This window comes from Pseudomonas sp. PME37.24/006 (assembly GCF_055556635.1).
The window spans coordinates 734366-750139 of record NZ_JBVHNL010000004.1 but is presented as its reverse complement, the minus strand read 5'-3'; the positions used below and the strand labels follow the sequence as shown (position 1 = coordinate 750139).

The window sequence follows — 15774 nt, the reverse complement described above, 5'->3', positions numbered from 1 at the left end:
ATGCACAAGCTCGATCGCTACGACCTGAAGATCCTGCGCATCCTTTCCGAGGACGGGCGGATCACCAAGTCGGCCCTTGCCGAGGCGATCAACCTTTCGGTGACCCCGGCCTGGGAGCGTGTGCGCAAGCTGGAGGCGGCCGGGCTGGTCAAAGGCTATCGCGCGCAGATCGACTGGGCCGCGCTCTTCAAGACCCAGCAGGTGCTGGTGGAGATCACCCTCGCCCGCCACACCGCGCAAGACATGCGGCGTTTCGAGCAGCGCCTGGGTGAGGCGCCGGAAGTCGCCTTCTGCTACGCCACGGGTGGCGGCGTCGACTACATCGCGATGATCCGTGCCCGCGACATCGATCACTATCAGCGCTTCGTCGATCAGCTGTTGCTGGAAGACCTCGGTATCGAGCGCTATTTCACCTACATCGTCACCAAGACCATCAAGCAGGACAACGCTGGCGCGCCTTCCGAGCTTGGCGACGAGTGAGGCGCAATTACAGCTTGGCTTTTACCGCCTGCAGTGCGTCGCCGCCGTCACGGGTTGTCACACCGTCGAGCCAGCCATCGAGCACCTCGGGGTTGGCCTTGATCCAGGTCTTGATGGCCGTGGCATTGGCGACCTTGCCGTTCAGCACCTGATCCATGATGGTGTTCTCCATCTCCTGGGTGAACTTCAGGTTGGTCAGCAGCTTGCCGACGTTCGGGCATTCGGCCACGTAGCCCTTGCGCGCCAGAGTGTTGACCGAGCCGGTGCTGCCGAAGAATTTCTCGCCGCCCTTGAGGTACTGCATGTCGTACTGGATGTTCATCGGGTGCGGTGTCCAGCCGAGGAACACTACGAACTGGCCGCGCTTCTCGGCCCGGCCGACCTGCACCAGCATGGCCTGCTCGCTGGACTCGACCAGTTCCCAGTCGCCGAGATCGAACTCGTTGTTGGCGATCATCTGGCGGATATAGTCATTGGCCGGTGAGCCGGAGCCGATGCCGTAGATTTTCTTGCCGAAGCGCGCGGCGAATTTGTGCAGATCCTTGAAGTCCTGCACGCCCTCTTCGTAGGCGTAGGTCGGTACGGCCAGGGTGTATTCGGTGCCACCGAGGTTTTCCACCACCTTGTCGACCTGGCCGCTGGTGACGTAGCGCTCGTAGTCGTGTTGGCCGGCCGGCATCCAGTTGCCGAGGAATACATCGACCTGGCCCTTCTGCAAACCGGCGAAGATGATCGGCACTGCGAGGGTGCGGGTCTGCGGTTTGTAGCCGAGGCCGTCAAGCAGCAGGCTGGCGATGCCATTGGTGACCGCGATGTCGCTCCAGCCTGGGTCGGCAAGGCTGACAGTGGCGCACTTGGCGTCTTCCGCCAGGCTGTGGAAGCTGGCACTCATGGCCAGCAGGCTGACAGCGATCACGGTCTTCATAGGCTTCATCGGCATCGTCCTTTTGCATGGGGAGCCGTAACCCTAGGGCCGTCAGCACGGCAGTGCAAGCCAATTGGCGCTGAAAATCGGCAAGTCTGTATCGATCATCTGGATTCATTCAGCAGTTGGACAGCAGGCTCCATGCATACTGTTAAACAGCATGACCGCTGGTCGAGGGGGTGGCGAAAAAATTGAACTTGCCGTCGATTTCACTTGTCCGTCCTGCGGGACGAGCGGAGTGCCCCTCTCTATTTCATCAATGTTACAAGTGGCTGATTCAGGAAAGGATTCACGGCGGCTTGGGTATCTTCAAGGTCATCACGTTGAATAAATTTTTCCTTTCTCTGTTTCTCGGTGGCGCCCTGTGCTGCGCCGCTGTTGGTAATGCCTCCGCCAGTTTTCGTGTTCACCTGCAGGACGGCAGCAGCCGCGTGGTGCCGCCGGCCAAGGTCGAGCACACGCCGGCGCAAAGCGTGGTCAAACGCGCCATGGGTGCCTTGGGCACGCCCTACCGCTGGGGCGGTACCAGCCTGGAGCGTGGTTTCGACTGCAGCGGCCTGGTCAACTATGCGTTCAAGAAGGTCGACGACCTCGAACTGCCCCGTACCTCTCGCGCCCTGTCCCGGGTCGATGGCCCCAAGGTGGCCAAGGGCGATCTGGAGCCTGGTGACCTGCTGTTCTTCCGCATTCGCGGGCGCAGCGTCGATCACGTCGCCATCTACCTGGGCAGCGACCGCTTCATCCACGCGCCACGGCGCGGCACCAACGTACGTATCGACAAGCTCAGCGACGGCTACTGGAAAAAGCACTTCCAGCTGGCTCGCCGGGTGATGCCGGAAGAAACCCAGCTGGCCAGCAACGGCTGACGGAGCCGGCGAAACGACTGTTGTAAGGCGTAAGCGGCCGGTGGATGCAGAGCTTTCTTTTTGTAGGAGGGGCTTTAGCCGCGAGCTCTATTGAAGAGCAAAGAGCTCGCGGCTAAAGCCTCTCCCACAAACGCTCTGCTCACCGTCCGCTCCCGCCTTCAAGCCGCCACCGATGAAGCCGTCTGCCACTCGGCGGGCGGGCTGTCCTGACGTGGGTGCAGGCGGTACACTGCGCGCCGCTCGTGGCCATGTCGGTTGCGGCAATGGGTTCCCTAACCCCATTTCACGAAAAAGGACATGCCACATGACCCTGCTTCCTGCATCGGTCAGCCGCGCCGTATTGGCTGCGCTGATCGCGTTTCACATCCTCATCATCATCGCCAGCAACTACTTGGTGCAGCTGCCGATCACCATTTTCGGCTGGCACACCACCTGGGGCGCATTCAGCTTTCCGTTCATCTTCCTGGCGACCGACCTGACCGTGAGGCTGATCGGCAAGCACGCTGCGCGCGTGGTCATCGCCCGAGTGATGGTGCCGGCACTGATCGCCTCCTATATCGTTTCGGTGCTCTTCCACGAGGGCGCCTTCGGCGGCGTGGCGGCCCTCGGCGAATTCAACCTGTTCGTGTTCCGTATCGCCATGGCCAGTTTTCTTGCCTATGCCCTTGGCCAGTTTCTGGATATCCAGGTATTCGATCGCCTGCGGCGCATGCGCCAGTGGTGGGTCGCGCCTACCGCCTCGACCATCTTTGGCAACCTGCTCGATACCTTTGTGTTTTTCTCGGTGGCCTTCTGGCATAGCGACGATCCGTTCATGGCCGCCAACTGGCTGGAGATCGCCACGGTGGATTACGTGATCAAGCTGGCCATCAGCCTGATTCTGTTCGTGCCGCTGTACGGCATGCTGCTCAGCGCCATCGTGCGCCGCCTTCCGCAGCGCAGCGTATCTGCCTGACTGGCGGCAAAAACCAACTGCCTGTCCGGCGTCTTCAGAAAAAACTGCGGTAGCGCCACCCCGGCTTGGGAAAAATACCAGGCCGCCCTTCTTTAGCATGTCTCCTACGCCCACCGGCCCGGAGACATCGCCATGCCCCTCGACCATCCCCTGCTGTTCAAATCGCTGTGCTACATCGATGGTCACTGGGTACATAGTGACGATGGCTCCAGCGTTGCCGTGCAAAATCCTGCCGACGGCAGCGTGATCGGCCATGTGCCGATGCTTGGCCAGCCCCAGATCGTCGCTGCCGTGGATGCCGCCCAGCGTGCTTTCGGCGCCTGGCGTGACCAGAGCCTGGAACATCGCGGCGCTTTGTTGCGTCGCTGGGCCGAGCTGATCCTGCTGCATCAGGAAGACCTGGCGCGCATCCTCAGCGAGGAACAGGGCAAACCCCTGGCCGAGGCCCGTGGCGAGATCCGCTATGCCGCCAGCTTCATTCCCTGGTTCGCCGAAGAAGCGCGGCGCCTCTATGGGCAGACCATTCCCAGCCATATTCCCGGCGCTCACCTTGGCACGCTGAAGGAGCCGGTGGGCGTCTGCGCCCTGCTCACCCCGTGGAATTTTCCCTGCGCGATGATTACCCGCAAGGCCGCTGCCGCACTGGCGGCGGGATGCACCGTGGTGGTCAAGCCGGCCCACGAAACACCCTACTCTGCCTTCGCCCTGGCGCAGTTGGCCGAGGAAGCGGGCTTCCCCGCCGGCGTGTTCAATGTGCTGCTCGGTGAGCCGCAGATGGCCATGGAAACGTTGGTCAGGGACGTTCGCGTGCGCTCGGTGAGCTTCACCGGCTCGACCCGGGTCGGCAAGCTGGTGCTTCAGGCTGCTGCTACGGATGTAAAGAAGGTGGCGCTGGAACTAGGCGGCAACGCGCCGCTGATCGTCTGTGACGACGCCGATCTAGATCACGCGGTACAGGTCGCGCTGGACGCCAAGTTCCAGACCTCCGGTCAGGATTGCTGCGCCGCCAACCGAATCCTGGTGCAGCGCCCAGTCTACGAAGCTTTTCTGCAGCGCTTCGCCAAGGCCGTGCGTGGTTTGAGCGTCGGCCCAGGCCTGGAGGATCGTCACGCTATCGGCCCGCTGATGCACCAGGCTGCCATGGATATAACGGCCGAGCGGGTCGCTGATGCGCTGGAGAAAGGCGCGCGCTTGCTGGTTGGCGGTGAACCCCATGCTCTCGGCGGTTGGTTCTGGCAGCCGACGCTGCTGGCGGATGTTACCGACGCCATGCGCATCTATCGTGAAGAGAACTTTGCGCCCATCGCCGGTGTGCGCGCCTTCGACACGCTGGACGAGGCTGTGGCCATGGCCAATGACACCGAATATGGGCTGGCCGCCTACATCTGTTCCAACCGGCTGGATGTGGTGCAGCCGCTGATCCGCCGGCTGGAGCACGCCATGGTCGCGGTCAACGGCACCAAGTTCACCGGCCACCCGATTCCCTTTGGCGGCATGAAGGCCTCCGGCCTGGGTCGTGAAGGCGGCAGCGACGGCTTCGAAGCCTTCGTCGAGACCAAGTATTTCTGCATCCACCATCAGGGCCAGCGTTACTGACGCCCTGCCCCGACTACCTACTCTGAATCCGATGGAGATCGCCATGACCGACTACCAGAAGCTGTTCGAACAGGATCGCGCCCACTTCATGCACCCGTCCACCCACGCCCATGATCATGCCAGCGGCGAGCTGCCAGGCAAGATCATCACCGGCGCGTCCGGCGTGCACATCCGTGATCATCAGGGCCGCGAATACCTCGATGCCTTCGCCGGGCTGTACTGCGTGAACATCGGCTACGGCCGTACCGAGGTGGCCGAGGCGATCTACAAGCAGGCCAAGGAACTGGCCTACTACCACACCTATGTGGGGCACTCCAGCGAGGCGATCATCGAGCTGTCCAGCCGCATCATCGACTGGGCGCCGGCAGGCATGAAGAAGGTCTATTACGGCCTCTCCGGCTCCGATGCCAACGAAACCCAGATCAAACTGGTGCGTTACTACAACAACGTGCTCGGCCGTCCGCTGAAGAAGAAGATCATCTCCCGTCAGCGTGGCTACCATGGCTCGGGAATCATGACCGGCAGCCTCACCGGCTTGGCCGCCTTCCATCAGCATTTCGACCTGCCAGCAGCGGACATCAAGCACGCCGCCTGCCCGCATTTTTACAAGGCGCCGGCAGGCATGGACGAAGCGGCCTTCGTACGCCATTGCGCCGAGGATCTGGAGAAGCTGATTCTTGCCGAAGGTGCGGATACGGTCGCGGCATTCATCGGCGAGCCGGTGATGGGCACCGGTGGCATCATCGTGCCGCCCAAGGGCTACTGGCAGGCGATTCAGGCGGTGCTCGACAAATACGACATCCTGCTGATCGCCGACGAAGTGGTCTGCGCCTTCGGCCGCCTCGGCGACAAGATGGGCAGCCAGCGCTACGGCATGAAGCCTGATCTGATGACCACCGCCAAGGGCCTGACCAGTGCCTATGCACCGCTTTCAGCAGTGATCGTCGGTGAGAAGGTGTGGAACGTGATCGACAGCGCTTCGACGCGTGACGGCGCCATGGGGCACGGCTGGACTTACTCGGGCCATCCGATCTGTGCCGCCGCAGCCCTGGCTAACCTGGATATCCTCGAACGGGAAAACATCACCGCCAACGCTGCCGATGTTGGCACTTACCTCAACGCGCAACTGCGTCAGACGTTCGAGGGGCATCCGCTGGTCGGTGAAGTGCGTGGTGACGGCATGCTCGCCGCGCTGGAGTTCATGGCCGACAAGGACGCCCGCACGCCCTTCGACCCTGCGCTAAAGGTCGGCCCGAAAGTGTCGGCGGCCTGCCTGGAGCGCGGCATGATCGCCCGCGCCATGCCCCACGGCGACATTCTTGGTTTCGCGCCGCCGTTGATCCTCACCAAGGCGCAGGCCGATGAAGTCGTCGCCATCGCCAAGGCCGCCGTGGATGCAGTCGCTAACGACGTGCTTTGAGTCTATCCGTAGGGTGGATCGGGGCGCGTAGCCGACGCTTCATCCATCCACCGCCACGTCCTTTTGGTGGATGAAAAAAGCGTCATCCACCCTACCTGTACGGCCCAAGCAAAAACGCCGGCGACCTGTGAAGGTAGCCGGCGTTTTCATTTGTGCGGCTTAGCCCCGCGATTGAATCGCCATCGGCAACGCCTGCAGACGCGACAGATGCAGGGCTACGGCCAGGGAGACCAGCAACAGCGAGCCGATGAACAGGCCCAGGCTGTCCCAGCCGCCAGCCTGCCAGAACACGCCGCCCAAGGTGCCAGCGACGCTGGAGCCCAGGTAGTAGCAGAACAGGTACAGCGACGATGCCTGGCCCTTCGCCTGAGTGGCGCGGCGGCCGATCCAGCTGCTCGACACCGAGTGGGCGCCGAAGAAGCCGAAGGTGAACAGCAGCATGCCGACCAGGATTACCGGCAGCACGTCGAACAGCGTCAGCACCAGGCCGGCCAGCATCAGGCCGATCACCGCCCAGAGCACCTTGCGACGGCCCAGCTTGTCAGCGAGGGCACCGATCTGCGCGGAGCTGTAGATGCCCGACAGGTAAACCACCGAGAGCAGGCCGATACTGGTCTGGTCGAGTTTGAACGGTGCTTCGATCAGGCGGTAGCCGATGTAGTTGAACATCGTCACGAAGGCGCCCATCAGCAGGAAGCCCTGCAGGAACAGCCACGGCAGGCCGGCATCGCGAAACTGCAGGGTGTAGCCCTGCAGCAGGCTGCGTGGGCGTAGCGAGCGTGGGTGGAAGTTGCGCGACTCGGGCAGCAGGCGCCAGAACAGCCCACCGGCCAGCAGGCCCAGGCTGCCGAGCGTGCCCAGCACCGCGTGCCAGGACATGAAGTCCACCAGTACGCCGCTGAGCAGACGGCCGCTCATGCCGCCGATGGCGTTGCCGCCGATATACACGCCCATGGCCAGGCCCAGGTGCAGCGGGTCGATTTCCTCGCTCAGGTAGCTCATGGCCACGGCGGCCAGGCCGCTGAGTGCCAGGCCAACCAGCGCGCGCATGACCAGAACGCCTTCCCAGGTCGGCATCAGCGCGCTGCCGACGGTGAACACCGCGGCGGCGAGCAGCGATACGACCATCACCGGCTTGCGCCCGAGCGCATCGGACAGCGGCCCGGTTATCAACAGGCCCACGGCCAGGGTGATGGTGGAAACGGACAGGATCAGGCTGCTTTGCGCTGCGCTGAGATCGAACTGCTGCGCCAGCATCGGCATCATCGGCTGCACGCAATAGAGCAGAGCAAAAGTGGCGAAACCACCGGAACACATGGCGAGGATGGTGCGCAAAAAGGCACGGGTGCCTTTCTGGATATAAACAGGCTCTGCGACAACGCTGCGGGAGGCAGGCTCTTCAATGTTGGCGGGAACGCACTCGTTGGGTGCGTGTGGAACGGGCTGACTCATTACGACCTCTTGGACACTCATTTTTCCCAGGCGAAACGCGACTTCATGCGCGGGCGGATGCCGGCATGGGTGGTTGTTGTTATTGGGAATGGTCACAAGGATAAATAGGCGAGCAAGTTCTTTCCAATATAATATTCGACACGATCGATATGTTTAACGACCTATGAAGGATTCATGGAGCTGCGCCATCTGCGTTACTTCGTGGCCGTCGCCGAAGAACTTCATTTCGGCCGCGCCGCCGAGCTGCTGGGTATTTCCCAACCACCGCTGAGCCAGCAGATCCAAGCGCTGGAACAGGAACTCGGGGTGCGTCTGTTCGAGCGCAGCAACCGCCATGTGGCGCTCACCGACGCCGGGCGACTGTTTCTCGAGGAGACTCGCCAGACCCTGGCCCAGGTCAGCAAGTCGGTGGATGTGGTGCGCCGCGCCGAACAGGGCGAGATCGGCGAGCTGCAGATCGGCTTCACCGCATCGGCGCCGTTCGTGTCGATCATCCCGCGGGCAGTGTTCGCCTTTCGCCAGGCGTTTCCGGCGGTACACCTCAATCTGCAGGAAATGACCAGCCGTCAGGTCAGCCAGGCGCTGCTGGAAAAAAAACTGCAGATCGGCATGATTCGCCCGCTGGAGCTGCCCGCCGAGCTGGACGCGGTGGAGCTGCTCAGCGAACCGCTGGTGGCGCTGCTGCATGCCGGTCACCCGTTGGCTGGCGAGCAGGATCGCGGGTTGGCCTTGGCGGAGCTGGCTGATGAGCCCTTCGTGTTCTTCCCGCGCAGTTACGGCAGCGGCCTGTACGGCCAGTTGTTCAACCTGGCGCGGCAGGCCGGGTTCAGCCCACGGATCACTCAGGAGGCACACGAAGCATTGACCATCATCGGTCTGGTGGCCGCGGGCCTTGGTGTTTCCGTGCTGCCGGCCTCGTTCCGACGCATCCGCATCGATGGCGTGGTGTTCCGCACACTGATGGATGCCGATGCCACCACAGCGGTATGGCTGGTCAAACGCCGCCAGGAACATTCGCCATTGGCCCAAGCCTTTATCGATCTGTTGACTCGGGAAGTGCAGGCGATGAAGTAAGCGGGGCTGGGCACCGCTTTGCGTAGCCTGGGTTGAGGTTACGGGTTGCGTCGCGATTCAAGCGCTGGCGCTCTTGTCCAGCTTGCGCAGGAATACGCTCATTTCCTTTTCCGCCTGCTTGTCGCCTTTGACCTGTGCGGCTTGTAAACCGCTCTGCCAGGCGGCGCGGGCGGCATCGGGCTTGCCGGCGGCCTGGTGGGCCTTGCCCAGCAGCTTCCACGCGGCCGAATACTGCGGGTCATGCTCGATACAGCGTTGCAGGTGTTCGGCTGCCTGCGCCGCCTCGCCAGCATCCAGATAGCCCTTGCCCAGGCCGAAGCGCAGCAGCGAGTTATCCACACCCTTGGCGAGCATCTTTTCCAGTGCTTCGGTGCTCATGACGTGCTCCCTAGAAGAAGGTCAGGCCAACCTGGAATAGCCGCTCGACATCGCGAATGTGTTTCTTGTCCATCAGGAACAGGATCACATGGTCGCCGGATTCGATCATCGTGGCGTCGTGGGCGATAAGCACCTGATCGTTGCGAATGATCGCGCCGATGCTGGTGCCGGGTGGCAGGGAAATATCCTTGATTGCCTTGCCCACCACTTTGCTCGAGCGCGTATCGCCGTGGGCAATCACCTCCAGGGCTTCGGCGGCGCCGCGGCGCAGCGAGTGAACGCTTTCGATATCGCCGCGGCGTACGTGGGTCAGCAGGCTGCCGATGGTCGCCAACTGCGGGCTGATGGCGATGTCGATCTCGCCGCCCTGAATCAGGTCGACGTAGGCGGGGTTGTTGATCAGCGTCATCACCTTGCGTGCGCCCAGGCGCTTGGCGAGCAGCGACGACATGATGTTGGCTTCGTCGTCGTTGGTCAGGGCCAGGAAGATGTCGGCATCCTTGATGTTTTCTTCCACCAACAGATCGCGGTCTGAGGAGCTGCCCTGCAGCACGATGGTGCTTTCCAGGTTCTCCGAGAGATAGCGGCAGCGCGCCGGGTTCATCTCGATGATCTTCACCTGATAGCGGCTTTCGATGGCTTCGGCGAGGCGCTCGCCGATGTTGCCACCGCCGGCGATCACCACGCGCTTGTAGCCTTCCTCGAGTCGGCGCATTTCGCTCATTACCGCGCGTATATCGGCTTTGGCGGCGATGAAGAACACCTCGTCATCGGCTTCGATCACCGTATCGCCCTGGGGCATGATGGCCCGGTCGCGGCGGAAGATCGCCGCCACTCGGGTGTCGACCTTGGGCATATGCTCGCGCAATTGGCGCAGTTGCTGGCCGACCAGCGGGCCGCCGTAGTAGGCCTTGACCGCCACCAGCTGGGCTTTGCCGTCGGCGAAGTCGATAACCTGCAGGGCGCCGGGGTATTCGATCAGGCGCTTGATGTAGTTGGTCACCACCTGCTCGGGGCTGATCAGCACGTCGATGGGGATAGCTTCGTTGTCGAACAGCCCGGCGCGGGTCAGGTAGGCCGGCTCGCGCACGCGGGCGATTTTGGTCGGCGTGTGGAACAGCGTGTAGGCCACCTGGCAGGCGATCATGTTGACTTCGTCGCTGTTGGTCACCGCCACCAGCATATCGGCATCATCCGCGCCGGCCTGGCGTAGTACGGTCGGGAACGAGCCTTTGCCCTGCACCGTGCGTATATCGAGGCGGTCACTGAGGGCGCGCAGGCGGTCGCCGTCGGTATCCACCACGGTGATGTCATTGGCTTCGCTGGCCAGGTGTTCGGCCAGCGTGCCGCCGACCTGGCCGGCGCCGAGGATGATGATTTTCATCGGGTTGCTCCAACCGCTGCGATCTTGATCAGCTTGGCATAGTAGAAACCGTCGTGGCCGTCCTGCTGGGCGAGCAGTTGCCGACCATGGGGCTGTTGCAGGCCAAAGGGGCCTGCAATGTCGAGTTCACGGGCGCCTGGCGTACGTTCGAGGAACGCGCCGATCACTTCGGTATTTTCCGTCGGCAGGGTCGAGCAGGTGGCGTAGAGCAGCATGCCGCCGACTTCCAGGGTGGGCCACAGCGCGTCGAGCAGTTCGCCCTGCAGTTTGGCCAGCGCCGGAATGTCGTCCGGCTGACGGGTCAGCTTGATGTCCGGGTGGCGACGGATCACACCGGTGGCCGAGCAGGGCGCATCGAGCAGGATGCGCTGGAACGGCTTGCCGTCCCACCAGGCAGCCGTATCGCGGCCATCGGCAGCGATCAGCGTGGCATCGAGCTGCAGGCGGTCGAGGTTCTCGCGTACGCGCACCAGGCGCTTGGCTTCCAGGTCGACGGCGACCACCTGTTGCAGCCCAGGCTCGGCTTCGAGCAGGTGGCAGGTCTTGCCACCGGGGGCCGCACAGGCGTCCAGCACGCGTTGCCCGGGCGCCAGTTGCAGTAGGTCGGCAGCCAACTGCGCGGCTTCGTCCTGCACGCTGACGTGGCCCTCGGCGAAGCCCGGCAGCAGGGTCACGTCACAGGCCTGCAGCAGGCGGATGCCATCGCGGCTGAAGACACAGGGCTCCGCTTCGAAACCGACCTGACGCAGCTGGGCGAGATAGCCGTCACGGCTGCCATGGCGACGGTTGACCCGCAGGATCAGTGGCGGATGGGCGTTGTTGGCCGCGCAGATCGCCTGCCAGTACTCGGGCCAGAAGGCCTTGAGTTGTTTTTGCAGCCAGCGCGGATGGGCGGTGTGCAGCACCGGATCGCGATCCAGTTCGGCCAGCAGGCTCTCGCTGTCGCGCTGGGCGTTGCGCAGCACGGCATTGAGCAGGCCTTTGGCCGAGGTCTTCTTCAGTTTGTCGACGCAGCCGACGGTCTCGCCGATCGCCGCATGGGCGGGAATCCGCGTGTAAAACAGTTGGTAGAGGCCGATCAGCAGCAGGGCTTCGAGGTCGCGATCACCATCTTTGAAGGGTTTGCGCAGCAGCTTGTCGGCGATCAGCGCCAGGCGTGGTTGCCAGCGCGCGGCGCCGAAGGCCAGATCCTGGGCAAGACCGCGGTCGCGTGCCTCGACCTTGTCGAGCAGCGGTGGCAGGCTGCTGCCCAGCGAGGCCTTGCCTTCGAGTACCGTCGCCAGGGCGCGGGCGGCCGCCAGCCTGGGGTTCATACCAGCACCGTGCCGACGGCGAACTGCTCGCGGCGGCTGTTGTACAGGTCGGTGAAGTTCAGCGCTTTGCCGCCGGGTAATTGCAGGCGAGTGAGCAGCAGGGCGCCGTTACCGCAGGCAACGGTCAGGCCGTCCTTGCTGGCTGCGAGGATTTCACCGGGCTGGCCCAGGCCCTCAGCGAGGCGGGCGGCCAGCACCTTGAGCGGCGCGTCGTTGAGGGTGCTGTGGCAGATCGGCCAGGGGTTGAAGGCACGGATCCGTCGCTCCAGCTCGTCGGCCGGGCGTGCCCAGTCGAGGCGTGCCTCGTCCTTGTTCAGCTTGTGGGCGTAGTTGGCCGCGGCGTCGTCCTGCACCTCACCCATCAAGGTGCCACTGGCCAGACCGGCGATGGCTTCGATCACCGCAGGCGGGCCGAGCTCGGCGAGACGGTCGTGCAGACTGCCGCCGGTGTCGTCGGCAGTGATCGGCGTACGCACTTTGAGCAGCATCGGCCCGGTGTCCAGGCCGGCTTCCATCTGCATCACGGTTACGCCGCTTTCTGCGTCGCCCGCTTGCACCGCGCGCTGGATCGGCGCGGCACCACGCCAGCGGGGCAGCAGGGAGGCGTGACTGTTGATGCAGCCGAAGCGTGGAATATCGAGCACCACCTGCGGCAGGATCAGCCCGTAGGCGACCACCACCAGCAGATCTGGTGCCAGCGCGGCCAGCGCGGCCTGTGCCGCTGCGTCACGCAGGCTCGGCGGTTGCAGCACGGCAATGTCGTGTTCCAGGGCAAGCTGCTTGACCGGGCTGGGCATCAGTTTCTGCCCGCGGCCCGCAGGGCGATCCGGTTGGGTGTACACCGCGACGATCTGGTGCGGCGTGTCGAGCAGCGCCTTGAGGTGGGCGGCGGCGAATTCCGGGGTGCCGGCGAATACGATACGCAGAGCTTCGGTCATGGTGTCTCGCGGTTGCTGGGAAGCGCTGGCCTGGCCGTGCGTCTCACCTGAAAAAGAAAAGGCTCGCGAAGCAAGCCTTTGGGTTGAATGCGATCAATCTTGCTGGCGATGCAGCTTTTCCAGCTTCTTCTTGATGCGGTCACGCTTGAGCGTAGACAGATAGTCGACGAACAGTTTGCCGTTGAGGTGATCGCACTCGTGCTGAATGCACACCGCCAACAGGCCTTCAGCAATGATCTCGAATGGCTGACCGTCACGATCCAGGGCATTGATCTTGACCTTCTGCGGGCGGTCGACGTTCTCGTAGAAGCCGGGCACCGAGAGGCAGCCCTCCTGATACTGATCCATTTCCTCGGTGAGCGATTCAAATGCCGGGTTGATAAACACCAGCGGTTCGCTCTTGTCTTCGGACAGATCCATGACGACCACGCGCTTGTGCACGTTCACCTGGGTCGCGGCGAGGCCGATACCGGGGGCGTCATACATGGTTTCGAACATGTCGTCGATCAGTTGGCGCAGGGCCTCATCGACCACGTCCACCGGTTTGGCGATGGTACGCAGGCGTGGATCGGGAAATTCGAGGATGTTTAAAATCGCCATATGCGTTTGTGATGCACTTGTGGAATAAATTCAAAATCCGCTGCTAAGATGGCGGCAGCATCGAAAAACGGCTTCACGCCGCGGTTTTACTGGGTTCTGTCGCGGCGCTAGGGCGCTTCACGCGAAGCCACATAATAAAGGGATTCACCGCATGAGGAAATCACTACTCGCCCTGTTGCTGGTCGCTGCTAGCGGCCTGGCGCACGCCGAGGTGCAGCTCAAGGAAGGCCACCCCGACCGTTACACGGTCGTGAAGGGCGATACCCTCTGGGATATTTCCGGCAAGTTTCTGCGCCAGCCCTGGAAATGGCCCGAAATCTGGCACGCCAATCCGCAGGTGGAAAACCCGCACCTGATCTATCCGGGCGACCTGCTGAGCCTGGTTTATATCGACGGTCAGCCGCGTCTGATGCTCGGTCGTGGCGAATCGCGCGGCACCATCAAGCTGTCGCCGAAAGTGCGCAGCACGCCGATGGCGGAAGCCATTCCGACCATTCCGCTGGAGGCGATCAACAGTTTTCTGCTGAAGAACCGTATCGTCGATACCCCGGAAGAGTTCCAGCGCGCACCTTATATCGTCGCCGGCAATGCCGAGCGTGTGGTCAGTGGCGCCGGTGATCGCGTTTATGCCCGTGGCACCTTCGACCCGGCCGCGCCGGTGTACGGCATCTTCCGTCAGGGCAAGACTTACACGGATCCGGATACCAAGGAATTCCTCGGTATCAACGCCGATGACATCGGCGGCGGTGAAATCGTTGCCGAAGAAGAGAGCGTCGGTACCCTCAACCTGACCCGCACCACCCAGGAAGTGCGTAACGGCGACCGTCTGTTCGCCACCGAGGAGCGGGCTATCAACTCGTCGTTCATGCCCAGCGAGCCGACCACGGAGATCAAGGGCCTGATCCTCGATGTGCCGCGTGGTGTCAGCCAGATCGGTCAGTTCGACGTGGTCACCCTGAACAAGGGCGCCCGTGACGGTCTGGAGATCGGCAACGTGCTGGCCGTCTACAAGACCGGCGAAACGGTACGCGACCGGGTTACCGGTGAGTCAGTGAAGATCCCTGACGAGCGCGCCGGTCTGCTGATGGTGTTCCGCACCTACGAGAAGCTCAGCTACGGGATGATCCTCAATGCCTCCCGGCAGTTGGCAGTGATGGACAAGGTTCGCAACCCGTAACGTCAAACAAGCCCCGCTTCTGCGGGGCTTGTGTTTTCTACCTCCGCCGCTTTGGCGGCGCGACCGATCAAGGATGATCAGCCATGTCGCCATTCTCATCTGCGTTGTCTCCCGCCGAACTCGAAGCCCGCCTGCGCCTGCATTGTCTGCCGGAGCTGGGGCCAAAGCGTTTCCACAAACTGCTCAGTGCGTTCGACAGCGCCTCTGCTGCCCTGAGCGCGCCGGCCAGCGCTTGGCGCTCGCTTGGGTTGCCGTTGGCGTGCGCCGAAGCACGGCGTAGCCCACAGGTGCGCGAGCGGGCACGGCTGAGCCTGGAGTGGCTGCAGGCGCCTGGTCAGCAGGTGCTGATGTGGGATGACCCGCACTATCCCGCCTTGCTGGCAGAAATTCCCGATGCGCCACCGCTGCTGTTCGTCGCCGGTGATCCGACATTGCTCGAGCGCCCACAACTGGCCATGGTCGGCAGCCGTCGGGCATCAAAGCCCGGTCTGGATACCGCGCACAGTTTCGCCCGCAGCCTGGCCCGTGGTGGTTTCGTGATCACCAGCGGGCTGGCGCTCGGCATCGATGGCGCAGCGCATCAGGGCGCGCTGGATGTCGGCGGGCACACCATCGCCGTGCTCGGTACGGGCTTGCAGTGCCTGTATCCGGCCCGCCACAAGCGTCTGGCTCAGGACATCATCGAGCGGGGCGGGGCGCTGGTCTCGGAACTGCCGCTGGATAGTCCACCCCAGGCCAGCAACTTTCCGAGAAGAAATCGGATAATTTCTGGCCTGTCATTGGGTGTGCTGGTGGTCGAGGCCAGCCCGTCGAGTGGCTCGCTGATCACCGCGCGCCTCGCGGCAGAGCAGGGCCGCGAGGTGTATGCGATTCCCGGCTCCATTCATCATCCGGGCGCCAAGGGTTGCCATCAGTTGATTCGTGACGGCGCTACGCTGGTGGAAAGCATCGACCACATCCTCGAAGCCTTACGCGGTTGGCAGGCATCCAGTACTGAGCATTCGGCGGTTGCCGAGGCTGCCCCGCAGCTGCCAGCCCACCCGCTGCTGGCATTGCTGCACGCCGCGCCCCACAGCAGTGAAGCATTGGCCCACTCCAGCGGCTGGGCGCTGCCCGAGGTGCTTGCCGCGTTGACCGAGCTGGAGCTGGACGGGCGCGTTGCCTGCGAAGCCGGGCTTTGGGTGGGCTGCAAGGCGTAATACACTGCGCCCCAGTG

General features: G+C 63.1%; 15 protein-coding genes. 8 read left to right on the top strand and 7 right to left on the bottom strand.

Translation table 11 applies throughout. The annotated features are described in order from the left end of the window. Positions 1-480 (top strand): Lrp/AsnC family transcriptional regulator, encoded by a 480-nt coding sequence (locus ACZ3GY_RS19550; RefSeq protein ID WP_225836722.1) that lies wholly within the window; start codon positions 1-3, stop codon positions 478-480. Between the two features lie 7 nt (positions 481-487). Here ACZ3GY_RS19550 and choX read toward each other — a convergent pair whose 3' ends face one another. Next, the gene (gene choX, locus ACZ3GY_RS19545) at positions 488-1405 is read right to left on the bottom strand and encodes a choline ABC transporter substrate-binding protein (RefSeq protein ID WP_465911852.1); all 918 of its coding nucleotides are present in this window, start codon (positions 1403-1405) and stop codon (positions 488-490) included. A 323-nt stretch (positions 1406-1728) separates the two neighbouring features. Between choX and ACZ3GY_RS19540 the strand changes: the two genes are divergently transcribed. The 4 genes from ACZ3GY_RS19540 to ACZ3GY_RS19525 all read left to right on the top strand — a co-directional run bounded on the left by ACZ3GY_RS19540 (position 1729) and on the right by ACZ3GY_RS19525 (position 6242). Continuing rightward, entirely contained in the window at positions 1729-2271 is a 543-nt protein-coding gene (locus ACZ3GY_RS19540; RefSeq protein ID WP_465911651.1) for a C40 family peptidase, read from the top strand. Positions 2272-2575: 304 nt separating this feature from the next. Continuing rightward, positions 2576-3226, top strand: a complete 651-nt coding sequence (locus ACZ3GY_RS19535) for a 7-cyano-7-deazaguanine/7-aminomethyl-7-deazaguanine transporter (RefSeq protein ID WP_463562950.1) — start codon at positions 2576-2578, stop codon at positions 3224-3226. Between the two features lie 132 nt (positions 3227-3358). Beyond that, positions 3359-4822 (top strand): NAD-dependent succinate-semialdehyde dehydrogenase, encoded by a 1464-nt coding sequence (locus ACZ3GY_RS19530; protein WP_465911650.1) that lies wholly within the window; start codon positions 3359-3361, stop codon positions 4820-4822. A gap of 43 nt (positions 4823-4865) precedes the next feature. Further along, on the top strand, positions 4866-6242 hold the full coding sequence (locus ACZ3GY_RS19525; RefSeq protein ID WP_463566168.1) for an aspartate aminotransferase family protein: 1377 nt from the start codon (positions 4866-4868) through the stop codon (positions 6240-6242). 159 nt (positions 6243-6401) lie between these two features. On the opposite strand, the gene ACZ3GY_RS19520 is transcribed toward ACZ3GY_RS19525, so the two are convergent. Beyond that, on the bottom strand, positions 6402-7694 hold the full coding sequence (locus ACZ3GY_RS19520; protein WP_463562948.1) for an MFS transporter: 1293 nt from the start codon (positions 7692-7694) through the stop codon (positions 6402-6404). Between the two features lie 174 nt (positions 7695-7868). Here ACZ3GY_RS19520 and ACZ3GY_RS19515 point away from each other — a divergent pair, with 174 nt between their 5' ends. Continuing rightward, complete coding sequence (locus ACZ3GY_RS19515) at positions 7869-8768, top strand: LysR family transcriptional regulator (protein ID WP_463562947.1); 900 nt, start codon at positions 7869-7871, stop codon at positions 8766-8768. Positions 8769-8825: 57 nt separating this feature from the next. On the opposite strand, the gene ACZ3GY_RS19510 is transcribed toward ACZ3GY_RS19515, so the two are convergent. From ACZ3GY_RS19510 to def, 5 genes are all read right to left on the bottom strand, one after another. After that, on the bottom strand, positions 8826-9146 hold the full coding sequence (locus tag ACZ3GY_RS19510) for a tetratricopeptide repeat protein (protein ID WP_465911649.1): 321 nt from the start codon (positions 9144-9146) through the stop codon (positions 8826-8828). 10 nt (positions 9147-9156) lie between these two features. Then, on the bottom strand, positions 9157-10530 hold the full coding sequence (gene trkA / locus ACZ3GY_RS19505) for a Trk system potassium transporter TrkA (protein ID WP_463562945.1): 1374 nt from the start codon (positions 10528-10530) through the stop codon (positions 9157-9159). Next, positions 10527-11843: a 16S rRNA (cytosine(967)-C(5))-methyltransferase RsmB gene (gene rsmB / locus ACZ3GY_RS19500; RefSeq protein ID WP_465911648.1), complete on the bottom strand. Its 1317-nt coding sequence runs from the start codon at positions 11841-11843 to the stop codon at positions 10527-10529. Before rsmB ends, trkA begins: the two co-directional genes overlap by 4 nt. Continuing rightward, positions 11840-12781, bottom strand: coding sequence for a methionyl-tRNA formyltransferase (gene fmt, locus ACZ3GY_RS19495; RefSeq protein ID WP_465911647.1), 942 nt, complete (start codon positions 12779-12781; stop codon positions 11840-11842). The genes rsmB and fmt overlap by 4 nt, the downstream gene beginning before the upstream one ends. A 93-nt stretch (positions 12782-12874) precedes the next feature. Further along, positions 12875-13381 (bottom strand): peptide deformylase, encoded by a 507-nt coding sequence (def, locus tag ACZ3GY_RS19490; RefSeq protein WP_465911646.1) that lies wholly within the window; start codon positions 13379-13381, stop codon positions 12875-12877. 151 nt (positions 13382-13532) lie between these two features. Here def and ACZ3GY_RS19485 point away from each other — a divergent pair, with 151 nt between their 5' ends. After that, positions 13533-14558 (top strand): LysM peptidoglycan-binding domain-containing protein, encoded by a 1026-nt coding sequence (locus tag ACZ3GY_RS19485; RefSeq protein ID WP_465911645.1) that lies wholly within the window; start codon positions 13533-13535, stop codon positions 14556-14558. An 83-nt stretch (positions 14559-14641) separates the two neighbouring features. Continuing rightward, a complete protein-coding gene (gene dprA, locus ACZ3GY_RS19480) occupies positions 14642-15757 on the top strand; it encodes a DNA-processing protein DprA (RefSeq protein WP_465911644.1) in 1116 nt (371 codons plus the stop codon). Positions 15758-15774 lie beyond the last annotated feature (17 nt).